This is a genomic window from Methylobacillus pratensis, assembly GCF_054072455.1.
The window spans coordinates 271,305-296,188 of sequence record NZ_JBSUSR010000002.1; the positions used below are offsets into that span (position 1 = coordinate 271,305).

General features: G+C 56.9%; 21 protein-coding genes. 16 read left to right on the forward strand and 5 right to left on the reverse strand.

The features are described from left to right. Positions 1 to 5 precede the first annotated feature (5 nt). The 6 genes from ACW4YW_RS05910 to ACW4YW_RS05935 all read left to right on the forward strand — a co-directional run bounded on the left by ACW4YW_RS05910 (position 6) and on the right by ACW4YW_RS05935 (position 7,768). On the forward strand, positions 6 to 662 hold the full coding sequence (locus tag ACW4YW_RS05910) for a protein-L-isoaspartate O-methyltransferase family protein (protein ID WP_457136724.1): 657 nt from the start codon (positions 6 to 8) through the stop codon (positions 660 to 662). 195 nt (positions 663 to 857) lie between these two features. Then, positions 858 to 1,502: a TetR/AcrR family transcriptional regulator gene (locus ACW4YW_RS05915; RefSeq protein WP_457136725.1), complete on the forward strand. Its 645-nt coding sequence runs from the start codon at positions 858 to 860 to the stop codon at positions 1,500 to 1,502. A gap of 8 nt (positions 1,503 to 1,510) precedes the next feature. Beyond that, positions 1,511 to 2,605, forward strand: coding sequence for an efflux RND transporter periplasmic adaptor subunit (locus ACW4YW_RS05920; RefSeq protein ID WP_457136726.1), 1,095 nt, complete (start codon positions 1,511 to 1,513; stop codon positions 2,603 to 2,605). Then, the gene (locus ACW4YW_RS05925) at positions 2,602 to 5,778 is read left to right on the forward strand and encodes an efflux RND transporter permease subunit (protein ID WP_457136727.1); all 3,177 of its coding nucleotides are present in this window, start codon (positions 2,602 to 2,604) and stop codon (positions 5,776 to 5,778) included. The genes ACW4YW_RS05920 and ACW4YW_RS05925 overlap by 4 nt, the downstream gene beginning before the upstream one ends. Positions 5,779 to 5,804: 26 nt before the next feature. Continuing rightward, the gene (locus ACW4YW_RS05930; protein WP_457136728.1) at positions 5,805 to 7,184 is read left to right on the forward strand and encodes a TolC family outer membrane protein; all 1,380 of its coding nucleotides are present in this window, start codon (positions 5,805 to 5,807) and stop codon (positions 7,182 to 7,184) included. Positions 7,185 to 7,210: 26 nt separating this feature from the next. After that, positions 7,211 to 7,768, forward strand: coding sequence for an isochorismatase family protein (locus tag ACW4YW_RS05935; RefSeq protein ID WP_457136729.1), 558 nt, complete (start codon positions 7,211 to 7,213; stop codon positions 7,766 to 7,768). Positions 7,769 to 7,789: 21 nt separating this feature from the next. Here ACW4YW_RS05935 and waaA read toward each other — a convergent pair whose 3' ends face one another. Continuing rightward, positions 7,790 to 9,067, reverse strand: a complete 1,278-nt coding sequence (gene waaA, locus ACW4YW_RS05940; RefSeq protein ID WP_457136730.1) for a lipid IV(A) 3-deoxy-D-manno-octulosonic acid transferase — start codon at positions 9,065 to 9,067, stop codon at positions 7,790 to 7,792. Between the two features lie 66 nt (positions 9,068 to 9,133). Here waaA and ACW4YW_RS05945 point away from each other — a divergent pair, with 66 nt between their 5' ends. The 6 genes from ACW4YW_RS05945 (at position 9,134) to ACW4YW_RS05970 (ending at position 17,577) form a co-directional block, all read left to right on the forward strand. Further along, the gene (locus ACW4YW_RS05945) at positions 9,134 to 10,972 is read left to right on the forward strand and encodes a sensor histidine kinase (protein WP_457136731.1); all 1,839 of its coding nucleotides are present in this window, start codon (positions 9,134 to 9,136) and stop codon (positions 10,970 to 10,972) included. After that, positions 10,957 to 11,658 carry a response regulator transcription factor gene (locus ACW4YW_RS05950; protein WP_457136732.1) on the forward strand — a complete coding sequence of 234 codons (702 nt, stop codon included), beginning with the start codon at positions 10,957 to 10,959 and terminating at the stop codon, positions 11,656 to 11,658. The genes ACW4YW_RS05945 and ACW4YW_RS05950 overlap by 16 nt, the downstream gene beginning before the upstream one ends. A 260-nt stretch (positions 11,659 to 11,918) precedes the next feature. Continuing rightward, positions 11,919 to 13,457 (forward strand): autotransporter outer membrane beta-barrel domain-containing protein, encoded by a 1,539-nt coding sequence (locus tag ACW4YW_RS05955; protein WP_457136733.1) that lies wholly within the window; start codon positions 11,919 to 11,921, stop codon positions 13,455 to 13,457. A 223-nt stretch (positions 13,458 to 13,680) separates the two neighbouring features. Continuing rightward, complete coding sequence (locus ACW4YW_RS05960) at positions 13,681 to 14,277, forward strand: cysteine hydrolase family protein (RefSeq protein ID WP_457136734.1); 597 nt, start codon at positions 13,681 to 13,683, stop codon at positions 14,275 to 14,277. Positions 14,278 to 14,632: 355 nt separating this feature from the next. After that, positions 14,633 to 16,792 (forward strand): adenosylcobalamin-dependent ribonucleoside-diphosphate reductase, encoded by a 2,160-nt coding sequence (locus ACW4YW_RS05965; protein WP_457136735.1) that lies wholly within the window; start codon positions 14,633 to 14,635, stop codon positions 16,790 to 16,792. A 71-nt stretch (positions 16,793 to 16,863) separates the two neighbouring features. Next, entirely contained in the window at positions 16,864 to 17,577 is a 714-nt protein-coding gene (locus ACW4YW_RS05970) for a TSCPD domain-containing protein (protein ID WP_407996201.1), read from the forward strand. Between the two features lie 59 nt (positions 17,578 to 17,636). Here ACW4YW_RS05970 and ACW4YW_RS05975 read toward each other — a convergent pair whose 3' ends face one another. Together ACW4YW_RS05975 and ACW4YW_RS05980 are read right to left on the reverse strand one after the other, a co-directional pair. Beyond that, positions 17,637 to 17,894, reverse strand: a complete 258-nt coding sequence (locus ACW4YW_RS05975) for a (2Fe-2S) ferredoxin domain-containing protein (RefSeq protein ID WP_457136736.1) — start codon at positions 17,892 to 17,894, stop codon at positions 17,637 to 17,639. A gap of 177 nt (positions 17,895 to 18,071) precedes the next feature. Then, the gene (locus ACW4YW_RS05980) at positions 18,072 to 18,560 is read right to left on the reverse strand and encodes an antibiotic biosynthesis monooxygenase family protein (RefSeq protein ID WP_457136737.1); all 489 of its coding nucleotides are present in this window, start codon (positions 18,558 to 18,560) and stop codon (positions 18,072 to 18,074) included. 142 nt (positions 18,561 to 18,702) lie between these two features. Between ACW4YW_RS05980 and pdxR the strand changes: the two genes are divergently transcribed. After that, positions 18,703 to 20,181, forward strand: coding sequence for a MocR-like pyridoxine biosynthesis transcription factor PdxR (gene pdxR, locus ACW4YW_RS05985; RefSeq protein ID WP_457136738.1), 1,479 nt, complete (start codon positions 18,703 to 18,705; stop codon positions 20,179 to 20,181). A 210-nt stretch (positions 20,182 to 20,391) separates the two neighbouring features. Further along, the gene (locus ACW4YW_RS05990; protein ID WP_309565807.1) at positions 20,392 to 21,102 is read left to right on the forward strand and encodes a helix-turn-helix transcriptional regulator; all 711 of its coding nucleotides are present in this window, start codon (positions 20,392 to 20,394) and stop codon (positions 21,100 to 21,102) included. Positions 21,103 to 21,123: 21 nt separating this feature from the next. Here ACW4YW_RS05990 and ACW4YW_RS05995 read toward each other — a convergent pair whose 3' ends face one another. Next, positions 21,124 to 22,299 (reverse strand): M20 aminoacylase family protein, encoded by a 1,176-nt coding sequence (locus tag ACW4YW_RS05995; protein ID WP_457136739.1) that lies wholly within the window; start codon positions 22,297 to 22,299, stop codon positions 21,124 to 21,126. Positions 22,300 to 22,308: 9 nt separating this feature from the next. Further along, positions 22,309 to 23,328 (reverse strand): isopenicillin N synthase family dioxygenase, encoded by a 1,020-nt coding sequence (locus ACW4YW_RS06000; protein WP_457136740.1) that lies wholly within the window; start codon positions 23,326 to 23,328, stop codon positions 22,309 to 22,311. A gap of 209 nt (positions 23,329 to 23,537) precedes the next feature. Between ACW4YW_RS06000 and ACW4YW_RS06005 the strand changes: the two genes are divergently transcribed. Next, entirely contained in the window at positions 23,538 to 24,350 is an 813-nt protein-coding gene (locus ACW4YW_RS06005) for a HalD/BesD family halogenase (RefSeq protein WP_457136741.1), read from the forward strand. A gap of 16 nt (positions 24,351 to 24,366) precedes the next feature. After that, the gene (locus tag ACW4YW_RS06010) at positions 24,367 to 24,876 is read left to right on the forward strand and encodes a GNAT family N-acetyltransferase (RefSeq protein WP_457136742.1); all 510 of its coding nucleotides are present in this window, start codon (positions 24,367 to 24,369) and stop codon (positions 24,874 to 24,876) included. The last annotated feature ends 8 nt before the right edge of the window (positions 24,877 to 24,884 follow it).

Sequence of the window (24,884 nt, forward strand, 5' to 3'; positions counted from 1 at the left end):
TTGCGATGCACCATGATGTAGAACAAGCCCGCTTCAACATGATAGAGCAGCAGATCCGCCCCTGGGAGGTGCTTGACGGCACCGTGCTCGACCTTCTGGGCCGCGTGCCGCGCGAAGCGTTTGTCCCCGAGCAATATCGCGGCTTGGCGTTTGCCGATATCGAAATCCCCATCGGTTTCGGCCAGACCATGCTTTCCCCCAAGATGGAAGGCCGCGTCCTGCAGTCGCTGGAAATCAAGCCGACCGATAAAGTGCTGGAAATCGGCACCGGCAGCGGCTACTTCACCGCCTTGCTTGCCTCCCTAGCGCAAGAGGTGCACAGCATCGAGATCAACGCCGAGCTTAGCCACCAGGCAAATGCGAGGCTGCTCCAGCAACAAATCAGCAATGTGACGCTGCATGTAGGCGACGGCGCGCGCGGGTGGCCGGACAACGGCCCTTATGACGTGATCGTTTTCACTGGTTCGTTGGCGCTGCCACCGCTGGCAACCAAACAACTGCATATCGGCGGCAGGCTGTTTGCCGTCATCGGTGAACCTCCGGTGATGGAAGCCACCATCGTGCGGCGGATCAGCGAAGACAGTTTGCGGCAGGACGTGATTTTCGAGACCACGCTCCCTCAGCTCGAAAACGCCCCTCAGCCGGAAAAATTCAGCTTCTAAGTAGATCAAACGGGAGCTTAGCTCCCGTTTTATTGTACTGCCAATCAAGTAGCATAGACGCTTGCGTCAGAGTCGCGTTCTCCTGCAAACCTGCTTAACTAGCTCTCGATTCTTCCCTTGCTCAAACTACAAATTGACACCGTTAAGTTAACAGCGTTTAATAATCATCCTTGATGATGTCCATGTTTCCAGCGCATGCCTCCTAGAGTCAAAACCTTAGAAGAACGCCAGCAATTGCAGAAGCTGATTCTCGACGCCGCCCGCGACCTGTTTGTACAGCATGGCGTGGAGGCAGTCTCCATGCGCGAGATCGCCAAACGGGTCGGCTATTCGCCCACCACCATCTATTTGTATTTCAAGGACAAGAACGACCTGTTGCAAACCTTGTGCGATCACGACTCCCTGATATTGGCGAACGACCTGCGCAATATCAATGCAGACGCGGCGCCCGACGCAGTACAGCAGTTGAAGGAGCTCTGCAGCGCCTATTCCCGTTTCGCCTTGGCCTATCCCAATCACTACCGCTTCATGTTCATGACGCCCAAGCCAAGCAACAGCAAGGACAAATCCAAGCTGCGCCAAGGCAATATCGAGCAGGACGCTTACGCCTTACTGCGCTCGATGGTGCAGCAGGCATTTGAACAACAGGTATTCCGTGCCGACCTGGCCAACATGGACCTGATCGCCCAGACGTTATGGGCGGGCATCCATGGGGTATGCGCCCTGGAAATCGGCATGGCGGGAGACGACTGGGTTGACTGGCAGCCAATAGACCAGCGCGTTTCCCTCATGCAAAACGCCATGATCCAAGGCCTCACCAGGCCCCATTCCAAGCACTAGGTATCGATATGCCTCTACCATTCTCCCGAACACAAATTAATCCATGGCTGTTGACGCTCGCCATCCCGGCATTGGTTGCCTGCCAGAAGCCGTCATCTGAAACGCCGCCACCGAGGCCCGCCCTCGTCATGCAGCTAGATGCCGCACAGCATAGCGACCATGGCCAGTGGCTTATCGGCGAAGTGCGTCCTCGCTATGAGTCGGCTCAAGGCTTCCGCATTGCCGGCAAGATCATCCAGCGTCACGTGGAAATCGGCGACCATGTCAAGAAGAGACAAGTACTGGCGCGGCTGGATGCCGAGGACAACAGGCTGTCGCTAGCATCCGCCCAGGCCGCATTGCATTCCGCAGAGGCGCAGCTGGCACTGGCTGAGGCCGACAGCAAGCGCCAGCGGCAGCTGTTCGAGCAGCGCTTCATTTCCGCGGCAGCGCTGGATTCGGTTGAAACGCGCCTGAAATCGAGCCTGGCCCAGGTACAGCAGGCGCAAGCGCAGGTCCGGGTTGCAAGCAACCAGGCGCAATACACCACGCTGGCCGCAGAACGAGACGGTATCGTTACCGCCATCGACGCAGAGCCTGGGCAGGTAGTGAATCCCGGCCAGGTGATTGCCCGAGTAGCCGTGCCGGGAGCACTGGAAGTGCAGATCGCCGTCCCGGAATCCCGCATGCAAAACATCAAGGTAGGAGAAAGCGCTGTCGTGCGCCTCTGGTCGAACCGCGACCAGACCTACCAGGGACGCATCAGGGAAATCGCCCCCGCCGCCGATCCTGCGACCCGCACCTTCAAGACCCAGGTATCGTTGCTGGATGCCGACGACAAGGTGCAAATCGGCATGACGGCAGGCGCACGGCTGGGAGGCGAGCAACACGAATTCGTGCTGCCCAGCACCGCCGTGTCGGAGCAACATGGCCAGGCGCAGGTTTGGGTCGTGGAGGCGAACAATCAAGTGCATTCGCGGGCGGTCGGCATAGGCAGCTATAGCGAGCAGGGAGTCAGCATCGTTTCCGGGCTCAAGGGCGATGAAACCCTCGTCGTCACGGGTGTGCATACCCTCAACGAAGGGCAAGTGGTCACTCCGGTCAAAACCGAGGTCAACCAATGAACGACCAGCGCCAATCCTTCAATCTCTCAAGCTGGGCGCTCGAGCATCGCAGCCTGGTGCTTTACTTCATGCTGGTGCTGACCCTGGCCGGCATGCTGGCCTATACCAAGCTCGGACAGTCGGAGGACCCGCCCTTCACCTTCAAGGTGATGGTGGTGCGCACGATGTGGCCAGGCGCCAGCACCCACGAAGTGGAGCAGCAGGTCACCGACAAACTCGAAAAGAAGCTGCAGGAGCTGCCCTACCTCGATATCCTGCGCAGTTACTCACGCCCTGGGGAATCCCTGATTTTCATCCTGGCCAAGGACTCCACGCCGCCATCCGCCGTGCCGGATGTCTGGTACCAGGCGAGAAAAAAGATCGGCGATATCCGCAATACATTGCCGGACGGCATTCAAGGCCCGTTCTTCAATGACGAGTTCGGCGACGTCTACGGCAACCTCTACGCCCTGCACGGGGAAGGCTATGACTATGCCAGGTTGAAGGAACAAGCCGAATCCATCCGCGGCGAGTTGCTCAAGATCAAGGATGTCGCCAAGGTGGAATTTTTCGGTGAGCAACCGCAGCGCATCTATGTCGAGCTGGCCAATGCCAAGCTGGCGACGCTGGGCATCAGCACCAGCATCCTGCTGGAAACGCTGCAGCAACAGAACCAGGTCAATAGCGCCGGGGCTTACGACAGCGGGCCGGAGCATATCCGGCTTGCGGTGAGCGGGCGCTTCGACCGGCTGGACAACTTGCGCGAGTTGAAACTGCGCGCCAACGGCAACGAGTTCCGCCTTGGCGACATCGCCAAGATCTACCGGGGATTTGAAGACCCGCCCACTGCGCGCGTGCGCTACATGGGCAAGGAAACCCTATTGCTCGGGGTCGCCATGAACCATGGCGGCGACATTATCCAGCTCGGCCATTCGCTGGATAACGCCGTCGCGCGCATCGACGCCCAGCTCCCGGTCGGCCTCAGCCTGGACACCGTCTCGTCCCAGCCCCGGGCCGTTGTCCACTCCGTCGATGACTTCGTCCGCTCGCTGGTCGAGGCCCTGGTCATCGTACTGGGAGTCAGCCTGCTGTCCCTGGGGTTGCGCACCGGGATCGTGGTCGCCATCGTGATTCCGGTCGTCCTTGCCGTCACTTTCCTGCTGATGGAGATATTCGGCGTGGGCCTGCACAAGATTTCACTGGGCGCATTGATCCTCGCCTTGGGGCTGCTGGTGGACGACGCGATTATCGCAGTGGAAATGATGTCCTCGAAAATGGAGCAGGGCTGGGAACGCATGAAAGCCGCTTCTTTCGCCTTCACTTCCACCGCCATCCCCATGTTCACCGGCACGCTAGTCACCGTGGCCGGCTTCCTGCCGATCGCCACAGCCGCGTCCTCCACGGGCGAATACACGCGTTCCATCTTCCAGGTATCGGCAATCGCCTTGCTGGCCTCCTGGGTGGCCGCCGTGATCTTCGTCCCCTACCTCGGCTACTACCTGCTACCCGACTACAGGCAGCAAGCGGCCAAGCCACCGTCCCGCATGGCGCGTTGGCTGCAACGCATCGCCCCGAGTATTAGCCGACGCCTCGCCGAGCGCAGGGAGCACCACTTGCAGCACATGGCCGCGGGCGAGCAGGCCGATATCTACGATTCGCGCTTCTATCGGCGCCTGCGCAGCCTCATCACCCAATGCGTGCGCCACCGCTGGATTGTCATCATTGTCACGGTGTTGCTCTTCATCGCCTCGGTCGCGGGCTTCGGGCTGGTGCAACAGCAGTTCTTCCCGGATTCCACCAGGCCCGAGCTGATCATCGACCTGCGCCTGGCGGAAGGCTCCTCCTACGCCGCCACCGATGCCGAGGTGAAAAAGCTGGAACAATGGCTGCAACGACAATCCGGCATAGAAAACTACGTGGCCTATATCGGCAGCGGCAGCCCGCGCTTCTATTTGCCGCTCGACCAGCAATTGTCGCAGCGCAGCTTCGCCCAGTTCGTCGTCCTGACGGATGGCAATGCCGAGCGCGAGGCGCTGCGCGGCAAGCTGCTGCATTTGTTCGATACCGACTTTCCCGCGCTCCGGGCTTCGGTATTGCGCCTGGAGAACGGGCCGCCGGTCGGCTTCCCCGTGCAGTTCCGCGTTTCCGGGCCCGACGTGGATAAAATCCGCGACATCAGCCACCAGGTGGCCGACATCATGCGCCGCAACCCCAACCTCAGCAATGTGCAGCTGGATTGGGAAGAGCCTAGCAAGGTGATGAAGATAGAAGTCGACCAATCCAAGGCCAGGCTGCTCGGCGTCAGCTCCACAGATATTGCCAACCTGCTCAATGCCGCAATGCGCGGGCTTTACGTCACCGAGTTCCGCGAAGGCATCGAGCGCATAGACCTGGTGCTGCGCGGCGACACATTGGAACGCACCCATCTCTCGCACCTACCTGAATTGATGGTGCCCACCAGCGCCGGCACCAGCGTACCATTGTCGCAACTGGCGACCATCACCCCGGGTTTCGAGGATGCCGTGATCTGGCGCCGCAACCGCACGCCCACCATCACGGTACGCGCCAACCTGATCGGCGACCTGCAGGCGCCGGTGGTCTCCGGCCAGGTTGAAAAACAGCTGGTCGAGCTACGTCAGCACTTGCCGCTGGGCTACAGCCTGGAAACAGGCGGCGCCGTGGAAGAGTCGGCAAAGGGCGGCCAATCCGTGGCGGCGGGCGTGCCGCTATTTATCTTTGCCGTGCTGACCATCCTCATGCTGCAATTGCAAAGCCTCTCCCGCACCTTCCTCGTGGTATTGACCGCACCGCTCGGGCTGATCGGCGTCACCATCGCCCTGCTCATCTTCAACAAGCCTTTCGGCTTCGTCGCGATGCTGGGCACCATTGCCCTGTCGGGCATGATCATGCGCAACTCGGTGATCCTGGTGGACCAGATCGAGCAGGACAAACGCGCAGGCAAGCCCGAATGGGAGGCCATCGTCGAATCCGCCGTGCGCCGCTTCCGCCCCATCATGCTCACCGCCGCGGCGGCGATCCTGGCGATGATACCGCTCACGCGCAACACCTTCTTCGGCCCGATGGCGGTCGCCATCATGGGAGGATTGACCGTCGCCACCGTGTTGACGATATTGTCGCTGCCGGCACTGTATGCCGCCTGGTATCGGGTTAGAATGCCGGACAACCAACCCTGACAAGGTATTATACAGATACTCCTGAGATGACTGCCATGAGAGTTGCCCACATCCTATTATTCATCATTGCCGTAGCCGGCCTGGCCTCGTTCCAGGCGCAAGCCGCCGCCAATGGGCAGAACCTGCTCGACATCTACGAAATCGCCTTGACCAACGACCCGACGCTGGCCGCCGCACGTAGCGGCAACCTGGCGGCGCAGGAGAAAATCGAGCAGGGCAAAGCGTTGTACCGTCCCACCGTCAACTTCACGACGGATGCCAGCCATTCCGAGACCGACATCCGCTATCTTGGACAGAACGCCATTTTCCGCAACGCGGGCAGGGAGTCCTTCGACACCTTCGGCTTCGGCGTCAACTTCAGCCAGCCCATCCTGCGCAAGGAAAACTGGGTGCAGATGAAACAGGCGGAAACCCAGGTCTCACAGGCGGACAAGCAATTAATCCAATCGCAGCAGGAGTTGATGCTGCGCAGCGCCCAGGCCTATTTCGACGTTCTCATGGCGCAGGACCAGATCGACCTCATCAACAGCCAGAAAGCGGCGATTTCCAAACAACTGGAACAAGCCAAGGCCAATTTCGAGGTGGGCACCGCCACCATCACCGACGTGAATGAGGCCCAGGCGAGGTTCGATCTGCTCAAGGCCCAGGAAATCACCGTTCTCAACGATTACGAGGTGCGCAAACGCGCGGTGCAGGCCATCACGGGCCGGTTGCCCGAGCGCCTTGCCACGGTGCGCCAGGACCTGAAAACCCGCTCGCCCCAGCCGCTGGACATGGAGCAATGGGTCAACCTTGCCGTACAGAACAACCTGACGCTGAGCATCCAGCAGGAAGCGCTGCGGCTCGCCACGCAAGAAGTCGAGCGCATGAGCGCAGGGCACTGGCCAACGCTGGACATGGTGGGCAGCTATGCCGACACCCGTGCGAGCGGCAGTCCCAATGGCTTCGGCAGCGATTTGCAGAACGCCACCATCGGCCTCAGGCTGAACATTCCGCTGTACCAAGGCGGGGCTGTCAGCTCCCGCGTACGCGAAGCCGTCGCCAACCAGCAAAGGGCCCAGGACGAAGTCGAGGCTGCACGCAGGAAATCCGAACTGGATACGCGCCAGGCCTACCTGAACCTCACCGGCAGCGTGGCGCAGGTCCAGGCCTATGAACAGGCGCTCAGCTCCAGCCAGAGCCAACTGGATTCCACCAACCTGGGCTACGAGGTCGGGGTGCGCAATAGCGTGGACGTACTCAATGCCCAGCAGCAATTGTTCACCGCCAAGCGCGACTTGCTGCAATCGCGCTACAACTACCTGATGAATGTGCTCCGGCTGAGATATGCCGTCGGCCTGCTGAATGAGGCCGACTTGAGCGAAGTCAACGAGCGACTGGTCCTGACCAGCCAATTGTTGGACTGAGCAACGATAGACCCGGGAACAAGTCCATGCCTGCCACCGATTTAGCCGTACGCTCCCTTAGCCAGCTCGTCGTCATCGACGTCCAGGAAGGGCTCGCCGCCGCCATGGACCAGCATGCCATAACGTCGGTGACACGTTATTGCGACATCTTGCTGCAGGCCTCCCGCCTGCTCGACGTGCCCGCCATCGGTACCGAGCAATATCCCAAGGGCCTGGGCAATACGATCTCTATCCTGCAAGACAGCTTGGGCCATGCCTGCAGGATAGAGAAAACCGCGTTTTCCTGTTACGCGGTGCCCGCGTTCCGAGAGCAATTGCACGCTGACAGGCCGCAAATCGTGCTTGCAGGCATGGAAGCCCATATCTGCGTGCTGCAAACCGCACTGCAATTGCAGCAGCACGGTTACCAGGTGATCGTGGCGGAAGATGCCATACTGTCGCGCGATCCGGCCAACAAGGCCAATGCCTTGCTGCGGCTGCGCCAGGCTGGCGTGATCGTCAGCAATGCGGAATCCATCGTGTTCGAGTGGCTGGGTGTTGCCGAAGGCGAAGCCTTCAAGGCGATTTCCCGGCTGGTGCGGTAATCCGGCCCAGTCGGGCCGGGATTACCTATCGGGCAGGTAGCGCGACACCAAATCAGCAATGCGTTGCGTAGCGCCTCCCGCACTGGCGCTGAACTCCAGCGCCTTCCAGCTCATGGACTGGCGAAGCTCCGGATCGCCGAATAGGCGCTGCAAGGCCCGCGCCAGGTCTGCCACGTCCTGCACGCGCCAGGCCGCTTTCGCTGCGATCGCCATTTCCGTCGCTGCGGCGAAGTTGAACGTATGCGGGCCGACCAGCACCGGCTTGCTCATGGCGCTGGCCTCGATCAGGTTCTGCCCGCCCAGCGCTTGCAAGCTGCCGCCGATGAAGGCGGCATCGCAGGACGCATAGTAGGCGAACATTTCCCCCATGCTGTCGCCCAGCACAACCTCCACATTGGCGGGCACTGCCTGTAATAGCTTGGAGCGGCGCAAGAAATGGATGCCGCGCCGCGTCAACAGGTTGGCCACTTCGTCGAAGCGTTGCGGATGGCGCGGCACGATGACGGTCAGCAACTGCGGTATTTTTGCCGCGGCAACCGCATCCAGGATCATGGCCTCCTCGCCGTCTCGCGTGCTCGCGGCAAGAAACACCGGCCGCGCATTGCCGAAATAGCCGCGCAACGCAGTACCCAATTCCGCGGCGGCTGCCGGCGGCGTGACATCGAACTTGAGGTTGCCGGTGACCTCAACCGGCAGCTTCCCTGCCCCGCCGCCCGCCAATGCCTGCAAGCGCTCGGCATCCTGCGCGGTCTGCGCCGCAATCGCCGTCAATTGCCGCAAGCCGTTGCGGGCCAAACGTCCCAAACGTGCATATCCCTGGGCCGATTTGGCGGAAAGCCGCGCATTCACCAGCAGGATGGGAATATGGCGCGCCTTGCAGCCTGCAATCAGGTTGAACCACAGTTCGGTTTCCATCAGCATGCCCAGCCTGGGCTGGAAATGCCCGAGGAACCGCGCAACCGCGCCCGGCGTGTCGTAAGGCAGGTAACAGCGCAACACGCTGTCGCCGAACAATTGCTCCCCCGCCTCGCGCCCGGTGGGCGTCGCATGCGTAATGAGGATTTGGTATTGCGGATATCGCTGTTGCAGCAGCTTGATCAAGGGCGCCGCGCCACGGGTTTCCCCGACGGACACGCAATGCATCCAGATGACGGGCTTGGTCACCGGCGTCTTGAAAAAACCGAACCTTTCCCCCCAGTGCCAACGATATTCCGGCTGGCGCATACCGCGCCACAGCAAACGCAAAGGGGCAAAAGGCAACAGGAGATAAATCAGGAAGGTGTAAATTAGGCGCGGCATCAGCCAATTTTCGCATGAATACAGGGCATAATCACGCTTCGTGATTTTTGCCTCTACCTGACAGCAGTGACTCCAAGAACCTTCGTTTTCCTCTTGCTGCTTTGCGTGGGCTGGATAAGCAGCGCCCACGCCAACGGCCTGATCGCCAAGCGTGAAGTCTTCAGCGACCCCAGCGGCCAGCTGGATATCGGCCAGGTCCAGCGGCAGGACTTCAAGCCGGTGAAAAACCTCCTCATCGCCGGCTATACGCCCGCCACGCAATGGATGCGCATTGTCGTGGCCCCGACCTCCGAGAAAAGCATCGAACTCAGGATACGGCCCACCTACCTCGATGAAGCCACACTCTATTACCAGGATCCGCAGCGGCCCGGCACATGGTTGTCCAAGGTTGCCGGCGATCGCTACGCCTACCGGGACCGCGAGCGCCACAATGCCATTACCCACGGTTTCGTCATCGACGGGCAGCCCGTTCCGACGGTGTACTACCTCAAGCTGCACACCACCAGCACATCATTGATGTATGTGGAGGCGCTGACGCATGCCGACGCCAACCTGAAGGAGATGCGTCAACACCTCATGATGGTGTTCTATCTCGCCATCATGCTCTGGCTGGGCGTCTGGTCGGCCAACAGCTTCATCGCCCGGCCCGACCTGACCATGGGGCTGTTCACGATTTACCAGGCCAGCCACATGGCTTACGCATTGGCCTTGTTCGGCTATTTGGCGCCGTTCGTTCCGCAAGCGCACCCGGCACTCAACGACACCCTGACCAGCATCATTATCCTGACTACCGTATGGATCAGCATCCTGTTCCATTACGTCCAGCTATCCGCATACCGGCCCAACAAGACCGCACTGCATGCCTTGCTCGCGATGGCATTATCCTACCCGGTGCTCATGTATGGCTTGTTCAACGGGCATGCCCGCGAAGCGCTGCAGTTCAACGCCTACCTCGTCCTCACGGCCGTGCCGCTGTTCTTGATCCTGGCCATGACGGCAAGCAAGGAGAACAGCCCGAGCCGCAAAACGCTGAGGATCATCTATGGGCTCCATACCCTGTCCCTTGCCGTTGCAACCTTGCCGATCATTGGTTGGTCGTCCGCCACCGAGTGGCACCTGAATGCCATCCTGGGCCATAGCATGATCTCGGGCCTCCTGCTCTATATCATCCTGCAACAGCGTTCGAACGCCATGCGCAAGGAGTCTGAAAATGCCAAGCTGTCGCTCAGGCTGGCACAGCAGGAATTGAGTTTCGAACGGCAGAAACGCGACGAGATGGGATATTTCATGGCCATGATCACGCATGAGCTCAAGACGCCATTGGCCGTCATCCGCCTATCGCTGGATTCGCTCGGGCTGAGCGGAACGTCAAAGCATCACATCGAGCAGAGCATCGGCGACATCAGCAGCATGATCGACCGTTGCGCCCAGATCAACAAACTGGAGGAGCAACGCGTCCAGGTCAATTACGAAATGTGCTCCCCCGATGCCATCTTGCAGGCATTGATCGGCGAATATGCATGCACGAACCGCGTAGAGCTTTCCATGCACTTCACCGGGCCATTCCGCTGCGATCGGATGATGTTGCGGCTCATGCTCCGCAACCTGCTGGAAAACGCGTTGAAATACTCGCCCGCCGACAGCCCGATCTCCATCCGCATCAACGCCCAGACAGAAAACGACGGCAGGAGCGGCGTCGCCGTTTCATTCGAGAACAGCGTGGACCAGCCTCCCGACCTCATCCGCATCTTCGACAAATATTACCGTGAAGCCAACTCAAGCAAGCACACCGGATTCGGCCTCGGGCTTTATCTGTCGCGCGCAGTGGCGTTATCATTGAACGGTTCGCTGAACGCAAGCGTGTATCACCACCGTATCAGATTCATCCTATGGCTACCCAATTGAACATCGTGGTCGTGGAAGACCACGACGCATTGAGAGAAGTCACCGTCAACGCCCTTGCCGGCAAGGGACACCACGTCACCGGGCTGGAATCGGCCGAGGCGCTGTACGAGCACCCGAATATCCAGTGCATCGATTTGATGCTCATCGACCTCAACCTGCCTGGCGAAAGCGGGCTCACCCTGACCCGCCGCATCCGCCAGATTCATCCCAATGTCGGCATCATCATCGTCAGCGCCAACAATCTCGCAGAACACAAAATGGCAGGCTACGACCAAGGCGCCGACATCTACCTGACCAAACCCGCCGCGCTGGAAGAGCTGAACAGCGCCATCAACGCGCTGGCAAGGCGGGTGAGGCCGCAGCAAGGCCAAAGCCAGTCGTGCCTGACGCTCCATTCCAGGACGCGCCAGCTGGTACTGCACCAAGCCAGCGTCTCCCTCAACTCCCAGGAAGCTTCTGTGGTCCTGGCCTTGCTGCGCGCGCCCGACCAGCGCCTGGAAACCTGGCAATTGCTCGAGGTGGCGGGACGCGACCATCCCGATTACAGCAAGGCATCGCTCGAGGTGCTGATTGTGCGGCTACGGAAAAAACTCATGCAGATCAGCCCGCAACCAGACTTGAACCCTATCCAGGCCATCCGCAACTACGGCTACCAGCTCTGCGCCAGCATCACCATCGCCGATTAACTCTTTGCTTTGTAGGTTTCTTTAGGTTTTCTCCCCCGCCCCTTTGCTAGCATCCCGGCACGTGCCTGATGCACTGCATTAAATATACATATTGTTATTCGGGGGAGGAACTCATGAATCAGCCACATCAAAATGGCTTAATGTCGGCTAAAGGCCTTAAGAAGAAGCTAACGCTTGCAACGATCATTAGCGCGTTGTTTTCACAAACGCTATATGCGCACACTTCATCCGTCGGCTATGAAAACGCCGGCCCAGGCGCAGTGACATTCTGGTATGGTACGTATCACTCCAATACCTCTTTCACAGAAGGAAGTCTTGAGGTAAGCGGACCCAACAGCTATTCATCCACCGTATCCTTTTCCCTGCTCGTGACCGACAAACCTGCCGGGCTGATTGATGGGGTCACCAATTTCTACTCCGATGGCACCACATTGGTTGCCACACCAACAACTTCCGGTCACATTGCACAATCATGGCAAGGCGCCACCTTCAGCAACCTGACACCTGGCACTTATACGTTCACGTACATTCCTATTGCCAGCCCCACGCTGGAATGGGCACCGGTAGACTTGATCATCCTTTCCAGCTCCGTCATCCTGGATGCCTCGATACTCGGCGGTGGCCTGTTCACCCCCAATTCCACGACTCACAGCTCAGGCGCTGCTGGCGTACTGGATAGTCTCGTAGGCAATGCCAACACTTCCATGAGCAATGCCCTGGCAGACCTGGTATTGCTATCCAAGGAACAACAAACGGCGGCATTGAACCGCATCGCGCCCAATACCAATCAGGCATCCGGTTTTGCCGCGGCACAAACCATTTCCGGCAACTTGGATACGGTGCAGATGCGGCTGGACACCCTGCGGATCGACGGCTTCCAGACCTCGCTCGCTGAAGACCTCAAAGCAGGCAAGGTTAAGCTTGCAGCCAATGGCGATTTATCCACCATATTCACCAGCACCTTGAAAAAACACGGCTTCTGGACCAAAGTATTTGGCGGACGCGGCAACCAGGATATGCGCTCCGGCTTTGCAGGTTACAACATGAGCACCGCCGGTATGGCGTTTGGCGGCGATACATTGCTGGATAACAACTGGGTAGTAGGCGGCGCTTTCACTTACGCAAAGACCAACGTCAATATGAGCGATTTCCGCGATGGGGATCGTAGCGATATCAAGACCTATCAATTAACGGCTTATGCCGCAAAAGATTTCGGCAAATGGTATCTGGAAAGCATGCTGGCTTATGCACGGCAAAACTACGACAGCTCTAGAAATACCGCGATCAGCGGCATCGCCAAAGGCAGCTATGACGGCGATCAGCTCGCTGCCCGCGTGAATATCGGCTTCCCATTGACGTTTGGCAGCCGTTCAACCATCACGCCGATTGTGGGCTTGGAGTGGATCAATCTCAAGCAGGATGGCTACACGGAAAAGGGCGGCAGCCCGCTTGCTCTGAAATATCAGGATGAATCCGCCGACCGGGTTCGCAGTTTAGTCGCGGTCAAGTTCTCGAGCGATGTCGAACTATCCAACGGTATCCGCATGCTCCCGGCCGTTCAACTCGGATGGCGTCATGACTTCAAGAATGACGGCTTGAATGCCACCACCAACTTCATAGGCGGTGGAGCATCGTTTAAAACGGAAGGCCAGGAAATCGCCAGGAACACTTACAGCCTCGGCGGTGCGCTGCGTTTCCAACGGACTGAAGATTTTTCGCTTTCATTGCAGCTCGACGGAGAACGCACAACTGGCTATAGCGCAGTCACGGGCCAGATTGTCGGCCATTGGAAATTCTAAAATCCCGGCCCTGGATTTTCCACACCAATCAAGCCAGCAAAACCTAGCTGGCTCTATTGAAACCCGGCACACTGCCGGGTTTTTCTTGATACATATCTCCCTAGCAAATTCATTTCAGCCACCAACATCAGCTGATCTCTTTATACTGGCAGTTGAATATCCAGCCTTCATCACGTCGTTGAGAAGGACAACAATACCAACCCATGGAAAGAGGAGAGAAGCCATGACCACAACATTGAGAGATTTGACCGGGCTAGGGCAGACACCGGCATTATTAGCCGATTCAGCCCTGATTCTGATCGACTGCCAGAACACCTACCGCGAAGGCATCATGGCACTGGAAGGAGTAGAGCCTGCACTGCAGGAGGCCAGGCGCCTATTGGAGAAGGCACGCGAACTCGAAGTGCCCGTGATTCATATCCAGCATGATGCAGGCGAAGGTACGCCATATGACATTCGCGCCCATATCGGCAAGATCGCGGACGTGGTCGCCCCCATTGAAGGTGAAGCGATCATCACCAAGCATTATCCCAATTCCTTTGTCGGAACGAACCTGGATGAGGTCTTGAAGGCCAAGGGCATCCACAACATTGTGCTGGCAGGCTTCATGACGCACATGTGCATCAACTCCACCGCGCATGGCGGCTTCAACCTGGGATATGCGCCTACCGTGGTCGCCAGTGCCACCGCAACCCGGGCGCTTCCTGGTGCGGATGGCAGCATCGTTCCAGCGGCCGATGTGCACAAGGCAGCGCTGGCGGCTACGCGCGATTTGTATGCCGCCATCGCCAATGACGTGGATGAAGTCGTTCGGGCATAAAATTACGCGAAACTGGGCAGGCTCAGCTGCCCAACACCTAGTTCCTGCTTATATTTGATCACTGTCTGAAAATTCGATTGACCCGCCCGGCCAATACTTTCCAGGCAGCAAAATAAAGCGAAGCAAGGACTCACCCTGCGCCAAGACATTGCAGGTAAAAGGCATGCACCCCGCCTGCCTCTTTCCGATGCATTCCCTTTCTTTCATGCACCAAAAAACATCCTTGACCAACACAATAAAATGACATAACTTTCCATTCACTCACTATATGTTGTGGTCGGCGGATAATCCGCAACATTAAAGCGTGTATTCAAAAAACAGCGAATTCAGCCAGAAAACTAGAGAGGATCCCCCCATGCTCAAGGCCGTGAAAACTGCTAAACCCGCAACCCAGGAGGCCGACGTGCCAGAAGTCCCGATGCAGTCCGTTTCCCTGGACATCTGGGACAAAAAGTACCGCCTGAAAACCAAGCAGGGCAGTTTCATCGACCAGGACATGGACGACACTTACAAGCGCGTGGCGCGCGCCTTGGCGGATGTGGAAGAGACCGAGGAAAAGCGCGGCCTGTGGTTCGAGAAATTCCTCTGGGCGTTGCGCCGCGGCGCAATCCCCGCCGGGCGCATCACGTCCAATGCGGGCGCGCTGGAGCACAAGCCCGCCACCAGCACCATCAACTGCACCGTCTCCGGCATCGTCGAAGACAGCATGGACGGCATCCTGGAGAAAGTGCACGAAGCCGGCCTGACCTTGAAGGCAGGCTGCGGCATCGGTTATGAATTCTCCACCCTGCGCCCCAAGGGCGCGTTCGTCGCGGGCGCTGGCGCTTACACCAGCGGCCCGCTCTCGTTCATGGATATCTACGACAAGATGTGCTTCACCGTCTCTTCCGCCGGCGGCCGCCGCGGCGCGCAGATGGCGACCTTCGACATCTCGCACCCCGACGTGACCGATTTCATCAAGGCCAAGCGCGAGGCGGGACGGCTGCGCCAGTTCAACCTTTCCACCTTGATCACCAAGGAATTCATGGAAGCGGTGAAGGCCGACGCAGAATGGAAGCTCGCCTTCCCCGTCACGGCGAAGGAAGCCGAGCAGGACGGACTCGACGTCGACAATGAAGAAACCGTGGTCTGGCGCGAATGGCCGGTCAAGGACAAGTACCTCACGCGCGAATCCGACGGCAAAGTGGCCTGCCGCGTCTACAAGACCATCAAGGCGCAGCGCCTGTGGGACGTGATCATGTCTTCCACCTACGATTTCGCCGAACCCGGCTTCATCCTCATCGACCGCGTCAACGAGATGAACAACAACTGGTACTGCGAGAACATCCGCGCCACCAACCCCTGCGGCGAGCAGCCCCTGCCGCCTTACGGCGCCTGCCTGCTCGGCTCTGTCAACCTGACCAAGTTCGTGCGCCAGCCATTCACCGACAGCGTCTATTTCGACTGGGGCGAATACCGCGAAGTCGTCGCCATCTTCACGCGCATGCTCGACAACGTCGTCGAAATCAACGGCCTGCCGTTGCAGCAGCAGCGCGACGAGATCGCCCGCAAGCGCCGCCACGGCATGGGCTACCTAGGGCTGGGCTCCACGCTCACCATGCTCAGGATGAAATATGGCGAGGCCGATTCGCTGCAGTTCACCGAGGAAGTCACCAAGGTCATGGCCGAGGTCGGCTGGGAAGTCGGCGTGGAACTCGCCGAGGAAAAAGGCGCCGCGCCGATCATGGAGGAAGAATTCGAGATCACCGCCGACCTGTTGTCCAAGCGTCCGGAAATGGCGAAAGACGGCATCAAGCTCGGCGACAAGGTCAAGGGCAAGGTGCTCATGGGCCTCTACAGCCGCTACATGCAGCAATTCCCGGAAAAACTGCGCAAGCAGATCGCCAAGACCGGCTCGCGCTTCAGCCACCACAGCTCGATCGCGCCGACCGGCACCATCTCGCTCAGCCTCGCCAATAACGCCAGCAACGGCATCGAGCCGTCGTTCGCGCACCACTACAGCCGCAACGTCATCCGCGAAGGCAAAAAATCCAAGGAAAAGGTCGACGTGTTCTCCTACGAACTGCTCGCCTACCGCGAACTGGTCAACCCGGACGCAATGCCGTTCTCCGAAAGGGCGGAAGAGCAGTTGCCGGCATACTTCCTCGATTCCTCCACCATCGCGGCAAAGGCCCATGTGGACATCCAGGCCGCCGCGCAGAAATGGATCGACAGCTCCATTTCCAAGACCATCAACGTGCCAACCGACTACGACTTCAACGACTTCAAGGATATTTACCTCTACGCCTACGAAAAAGGCCTAAAGGGCTGCACCACCTTCCGCTTCAACCCCGAAGCCTTCCAGGGCGTGCTGGTGACCGAGAAGGACCTCGAGAGCACCACCTACAAATTTACGCTGGACGACGGCAGCGTGATCGAGGCCAAGGGCAACGAGGAAATCGAGTACGACGGCGAAATCCACACCGCCGCCAACCTCTACGACGCCCTCAAGGAAGGCTACTACGGCAAGTTCTAACACACATCGCAGGCAACCGGATTAAGAGTCCGTTTGCCTGTCCCAGTGACGCACGTGCACAGGAGACGAACATGGCAATCAAGATAGACAAGAAAATCACCGGTTACAACGTCATCACCGAAGAAGACAAACTCAAGGCCGAACAAGCCGCCGCCGAGCAAAAAGCGCACGAGCAAAAGCTCGCCGAAATCGTCCAGCTGGGCGAGCCGCTCAGCCGCCCGGAAATGCTCATCGGCAACACCTACAAGATCAAGACCCCGGTGACCGAGCACGCCCTCTACATCACCATCAACGACATCGTCATGAACGAAGGCACCCCGCAGGAACACCGCCGTCCGTTCGAGATCTTCATCAACTCCAAGAACATGGAGCACTTCCAGTGGATCGTCGCGCTCACGCGCGTCATGTCGGCCACATTCCGCAAGGGCGGCGACATCACCTTCCTGGTGGAAGAACTCAAGAGCGTGTTCGAGCCCAGCGGCGGCTACTTCAAGAAAGGCGGGAAATACATCCCCAGCCTGGTCGCCGAAATCGGCGAAGTGCTGGAACAGCACCTCTACCAGATCGGCATGCTGAAAAAATCCGGCCCCGACGAGCACCAGCAGAAACTCATCAACGAAAAGCGCGCCGAGTACATGGAAAAGCACGCAAAACCGGGCGCTGAAACCAATGCCGAAGGCTTCCCGCCCGGCGCGCAACTATGCAATAAATGCCAAACCAAGGCTGCCATCGTCATGGACGGATGCCTAACGTGCCTCAATTGCGGGGATAGTAAATGTGGTTAACGAAAAGCCCGCAAATGCGGGCTTTTATTATTGCAAATCCATAAAATGTCCAGCTGACTTCAAGCTTGTTTGCAGAAATCCACAATCTCTGGAATATCTTGCTCATTCACATGATGCCACGTCTTGCCAATCGGTATCATATGCACATTGGGCCCTTCCGAACACATGCCCATGCAAGCCACGGCCTCTACCTCAATCGGAGGCTGTGCACTTTTTAAAGCGTCCTGCAGCTTTAAGAACAAAGCCTCTCCGCCAAGATGGCCGCACGAGTCCTGATTGGGAGAAGGGCGTGTTTTTGTACAGACCAGCAACTTCATATGCAAGTACCTTCAATGACAAAAATATACATATCTGTATATTTAAAACATCACGCATAATATGGATTGAGAATCCCAAATGTTTAGTTGGCAACCCATGGAAATACCTTCCCCAATTGCCGACAGAGCCAACTCACAACATTCTGCCGATCTCCCGACAATGGCCAATGTTCTTCATCAGACTGGCGCGGTATGACCTATCCCTTCCAGCACGTCCTTGAATACGGCAAAACTGCTTGGAGTCGGCTGCATGACCGGGAAGTGGAACTCGCATTTCGGACAGGCTTCGGCTAGCGTTTTCTGTTCTTGGCCCAAATCATAGGGTTTGTCCTGAACAAGACCGCAACATGGGCAAACTCTAAGCAGCCTGGTACTCGTCAACTCAAAATTGGTAATAATGTCTTCCATGATGGCGCCGCGTGCCGCCCATTCCTTGGCATGCCGATGATACGTAGCCATATGCCAATCCTTAAGAAACTCTTTATTCACCCAGAAGCTGACTTCGTTAAACCAAGTAGGATCTTCTGGATGCACCCACCATGTCAGATGAAGAAATCCTGGCAGCTTCATCAAATGAGTACGTGTATCAGCAAAGATGATTTTGAACTTCTCATAATCATCCGGGCTAGAGAACCTGACACGTTGCATGCTTAAATAAATAGACATCTCCTCACTCCTTTTTTTCCAATGATGTGAATTGACTGCCAGGTAAGTATCAAAGTAAATTTGGAATTATCCTAGATCCAAGATAGAAGTATTTTATGGTGCCAGAACCAGCTATCAAACGTACTCTTTTCCGAGGCCGCCTATGCAATTGCCGATAGCTATTGACCAGCTCAACGGTCAATCTCTTCAGACCCAGATCTACGAAGCAATACGCAATATGATTCTGGAAGGAATACTGGAAGCTGGGCAACGCCTGCCATCTTCACGCAGCGTCTCGGAACAATTGGGCGTGTCCCGTAATACCGTCGTACTAGCCTACAGCCGCTTGGCTGCAGAAGACTACATAGCCTCAGAAATAAAAATAGGGATTTACGTTAACAAGAAAATCCCGGAAGTGAGTTTGTTGGCGATGACGCATGGCACCGACCCGCAGCCAGTGCATGGAAAAAAGCAGTTGGATTCCCACCATGAATTGCTTGAGCACCTACCATATTTATGGATCGAAAAATCCCTACGGCCAGAGTTCGATTTTTTTGTGGGCAGGCCGCATCCCACCAGCTTTCCTAACATTTTCTGGCGACGCTCGGTAGTCAAGCATCTGAAATACGCGGATAGCGCCCAAACGGAGTATGGCGACCCACAAGGGCTTCAGGCATTGCGTGAAGCAGTTGCACACCATTTAAAAGCAACCCGCGGGATCAATACAAGTCCGGCCCAGATTGTGATTACTTCCGGCATCCAAGGCGCCCTGAATTTATTGTCCAGGATTTTATTCAAGAATAATCGACAGCCATCCGTCGCTATTGAGAATCCGTGCTATCAGGGCGCCGCACTTCTCTTTAAAAACTATGGCGCCACATTTCATCCTATTGAAGTCGACGAGAGCGGCATGATCGTTTCACAACTAGAGGATTTTGTCGGAAAACTCGCCTACCTGACACCGTCGCATCAATTTCCAACCGGATATACATTGACACTGGACCGGCGCCTGCAATTACTGGATTGGGCGTACCGAACCAGCAGTTACATCATCGAAGACGACTACGACAGCGACTTTCGTTACGATGGGCCACCATTGACAGCTCTGGCTGGCCTGGATCGGAGAGAACGGGTCATCTACCTCGGAACATTTTCCAAGTCGATTGGTGCCAGCATTAGGATTGGATATGCAGTATTGCCCCAACACTTGATTGATCAAGCCAGAGTGGAAAAAGGATTGCTCGATAATGGCGCACCTTGGCTTGAACAAGCCGTCATTGCAGATTTCCTAACAAGTGGTGCTTTCTTGCGACACCTGCGAAGAATCCGTAAATCTTACATGGCCGCAAGGGATACTGTCATCGAGGCAATTCAGGAGTACTTTCCAGGTAGCATCCTTTTCGGAAAAGAATGCGGCATGCACATGATATGGCAGCTTCCAGATGGTGCATTGACTGCGAAGGAATTGCAGCAGGTTGCCGTGCAATCCAAAGTCGGCTTTTATCCATTGCTTGATATAGCCACTTATTTCGGAACAAAGAACAGCACCTGGGAACGATCGATCATCTTGGGCTATACCGGCCTTTCAAAAGATCAAATCCAAATGGCTTTTTCCAGGATAGCCAAAACGCTCATCGCGTGAGTGATGGAGTCCTACTGCCCAATGCACATCATTTAGTCACTGCCACAATCTTACTAATCCAGCTTCATTTTTAAAACGTTAAATCCCAATGTCCGATATCCGGACAGGTTATTAAGCCGCCTCCATTGACCCTACCCTGTAATTCTTTATCCTCACGTTACCAAGCAGAACCCAATAGAAACACTGTACTTGGGCAGTGAGAGGAAAGGTATGCACATCAATCAATTTGCCAGATTGTTTGAGTTAAAAACCTTAGAACAGTTTTCCCAGGCAGTTTTTCAGGTAACGGCCAATTACGGTTTTGAGCAATGCATGTTCAGGCTGTTGCCTAGCAAATGCAGCGCAATGGATGAAGCGTTCGTGCTGACGAACCATGCCCATCAGTGGCGTGCAATTTATGATGAGCATCAATATTCCAGTATCGATCCCACTATCCACCATTGCTATTCCACCCATTTCCCCTTGCTGTGGGACCAGGGTATTTACGCCAGCCCCAAACAACAGGCCATGTACGATCAAGGTAAAAGCTACGGCCTGAGTTCTGGCCTGGTGTTTCCCATCCATGGCGCCAATGGCGAATTCGGCATGATGAACTTTGCTACGGAGAAACCGAGCAATCAGCTCCAGGCCAAGATCGTCGAGATCATGCCGCTGCTATCAGTGTTCAAGGATTATGTGTTTGAATCATCGAAGAGTTTCAACCAGAAAGTCCCAAGCAGCCATATCGAGCTGACGCCGCGCGAAAAAGAAGTCATCAACTGGTGCGCCGCAGGAAAGACGAGCTGGGAAATATCTAGAATACTCAGTTGTTCTGAATCGACCGTGAACTTCCATCTCTCGAACGTGCGGCACAAGTTCAACGCAAGCAATACGCAGCTTGCCGTGGTCAAGGCATTGCGTTGCGGCTTGATCTATATCTAGCATCCCGTTCTCCCAGCGTATTCAATCGAGGAATGCGTTCACCAGCTTGACCCAATAGCTTGCACCCAGCGGAATGAGGTCGTCATTGAAATCGTACCTGGGATGGTGCAAGCCAAATCTCTCCGTAGCCGGGCTTTGCGCATCGTTACCGATAAAGGCGTAACATCCCGGCCTTTTTGCCAGCATGAAGGCAAAATCTTCGGCCCCCATGGTCGGCTCAGCCTCGGCGTTCACCTGGTCTTGCCCGACAACCGAGCGCATGACATCCAAGGCAAGGGCGGTCTGCTCCGCATCGTTGACAGTGGGGATGGATTGGCGCAGGAAGCGGAATTCCGCACTGCAGCCATGGGCCTGGGCTGTCAGTTTGCAGATGCTTTCCATGCGCTTTTCCATCATATCGAGCACCGGGAGGCTGAAAGTACGGACAGTGCCTCCAATCTGCGCGCTGTCGGGAATAATGTTGAACCCAGTGCCAGCTTGCAATCGGGTGACGGACAGTACGACGCTATCGAGCGGCGAGATATTGCGGCTGACGACAGACTGCAGGGCGCTGACGACCTGCGCAGCGGCCAGTATGGGGTCATTGCTTTGCTGGGGAATCGCGGCATGACCGCCCTTGCCATGGATGGTGATATTGAATTCGTTGCAGGAGGCCATGATGGGGCCGGGACGCGTGGCAAATGTCCCCGCTGCAAGACCAGGCCAGTTGTGCAAGGCGAATACCGCATCACATGGAAAGCGCTCGAATAATCCGTCCGCTATCATGCGCTTGGCGCCGCTGCCTCCTTCTTCCGCCGGCTGGAAGATGAAGTTGACAGTGCCCTTGAACTCGGAGGACTCGGCAAGCTGCCGGGCGGCGGCGAGCAACATCGCCACATGGCCGTCATGGCCGCATGCGTGCATTTTTTCACGGTAGCGCGAGCAATGGGCGAAGCTATTGCCTTCCTGCATGGGAAGCGCGTCCATATCCGCACGCAGGCCGATGCATTTATCGCCCGGCCGGCCGCGCAACACGCCCACCACGCCAGTGCCGCCTATGCCGCAGTGCACTTCTATGCCCCATTCATTGAGCTTGCTCGCAATCAGAGTGCCGGTTTCATGTTCCTCGAAAGCGGTTTCCGGGTGCGCGTGCAATAGACGGCGGATGCCCTTGAATTCCGCCGACCTGGCGACGATGTCCGGGATCAGGTTCGCCATCACGGATATTCAGCTCTCATAAGTCGGGCAGGCGGGATAGATGCCTTTGTAGTTCTTATAGGCGTAAGGGCCATACTGTAGCGGCGGGTAGCTTTTGCCAGCCAGGCCCTCAACCGTGTGGACCGGCTCGATCACGCTGTCGTAGTTGGGTTGGAAGAAGAAGGGCAGGGAGATGCGCGGGATATTGGTGAGCACGCGGTGCTTGGTGGCCACGTAGGCATCCCGGGACCAATACTGCAGCATGTCGCCGATATTGCAAATGTAGGCGTCTTCTATGACGGGCGCATCGAACCAGGCGTTGTTCTTGCCCAGCACTTGCAGTCCCGGGTTGTTCGCCAGCAGGATGGTCAGGCAACCGTAATCCGTATGGGCGCCGCAATTATGATCGCCGATCTCGATGCCGCGCATGCGCTGCTCCAGCTCCGGCATTTTCTCCGTCATGCGTCCCACGTCGGTCGCCTCGGGGTAATTCACAGTACGGAACTGCCAGAAAGAGCGCCCGTTGAAAGCCTTGTAGAAATAGTTCTCTTCAAGGTCCAGGCTGAGGGCGATCCCGCGCATCAGGTCAAAACCCAGCTTGTTCATCTCCTCGATATAACGCGTCAGGACAGTGCGGTAACCCTCGATCGAGGGCCAGATGTTGGGGCCGTGCATGGGCATTTTGGCAAGCACTTCCGAGGCGTCCGGCGGGAAATCGACGCTGAATTCCATCAGTTCGTAGGAGTTGCGCTTGCCGTCGGCCAGCTCGGACAACACCGGGGAATAGCCGCGGAAGCATTTGCTGTGCCGCTCCATGGAGCATTCCAGCTTTTGTTCCAGCGGTTGCGAGAAGAAAGTTTCGGCCATGGCGAAGGTTTGCCGTATCAAGTCCTGCGCTATGCCATGGTGCTTGATATAGAAGAAACCGACTTCCCTGCATGCCTGGCCCAGCTGCCTTACCACTTCGTCCATACCGGGCGAGCCTGGCTTTCTCAAGCCCGCTATGTCGATGACCGGGATTTCCAACTGCGTGAAATGATTGTCGTCCATCGTCTCTCTCCTACGATACAGAGACGCATCTTAAGGGGCTTGCCGACGGGCTTGCACCTAGCATTTCTGCTAGGTTAATTCGCCGCCCCCTCTTCCTATAATTCAAAGTAGTTTTCATTTGCGAATCAAGCAGGGACCCCAACACCCTAGCCCTTGTTGGAACTTGTCACCCATTCAAAGGAAACTTTGCTTCATAAGGGAGAGATACCGTGCAAAACACGATTGCTGCATTTGAACAGCCAAGCAATTTCATTAAGACCGCGAGAAATGTTGATTTGTACGAGCTCATCACGCCCAAGCTGTTTTCGCCTGATGACTTGCTGGACATGCGCGAACAATTCGCCCGTTCCGGCTACATCAAGCTTCCCTCGTTCCTTTCCGAGGATGCGCTGGCGGTTTTCCGCGAGGAGATGGAACAGCTTGAGTTGATAGCCAGCCGCAAGAAATTCGAGATGCCGGGCTACCAGACCCCGCGCAAACTCTCGGTAGCTGGAGGCAGCATGATCAAGTCCTATGCTCCCGTGCTATACAGCCTGTACCACCATTATGCGCTGCGCAGCTGCGTGGAGCAGTTGACCGGCCGCCGCATCTACAGCTGCACGCACCCCGAGGAATACATGGTCGCCAACTTCTTGCACAACAGCGGCGATACCCACGGCTGGCATCTCGACGACCCGGCCTATGCGTTGATCATTTTTGCGGAAAGCCCCAAGGAGAACGGCGGCGGCGAAGTGGAGTTCATCTCGAACTGGCTGGATATTTGCAGGCGTAAGCAACGCCAGCCGGACAGCAACATCCAGGACCTCATCGCCTGGGCTGAGGAAAACGGCATGGTCGACCGGCATGCCCACAACAGCGGCGACGCCTACCTGCTGAGGGCAGATATCAACCTGCACCGGGTATGCCCGCTGAAGCGGGCCGGCGAACGCCGCTCGGTGGTCAACCTGGCCTTTCAAACCACGTCAGTAGCCCGTTACGGCCTGACGGCCAATCTGCTTTACGGCCTGCCGGACGTTGTGTAACAGGATGCAAGCACACATGATGAATACATACGATAAAAACGCCATGCAGGCGGAATTGATCAAGAACGACCTGAGCCAAAAGGTGGTTTGGCGCTTCAGCAACTTCGAATCGCTTACTTTGACGGAGCTATACAACATCCTTGCGCTGCGAGAGAGCATTTTTATCGTCGAGCAGGATGTGCCGTACGTCGACATCGACGGCAAGGATATCCATTGCACCCACTTGATGGGATACCTGGGCAAAGAGCTAGTCGCTTACCTGCGCATCGTGCCTTTCGGGCTGTTCAAGCCTGATTGCTTCAGCATGGGCAGGGTAGTGCTGCGACAGTCATTGCGGGGCGGTCCCATCAGCAAGACGCTGGTCGGCCTGGGGCTCGAGTACCTCGACTCCATCCGCAACGGACAGCCTATCCGGATTTCCTCCCAGCTATACCTGAAGGACTTTTACGGCAGGTTCGGGTTTGTCGCCGAAGGCGAGCCCTACATTGAGGATCGCATTCCCCACATCGCCATGATTAAGAAGTAGGAGCCCAT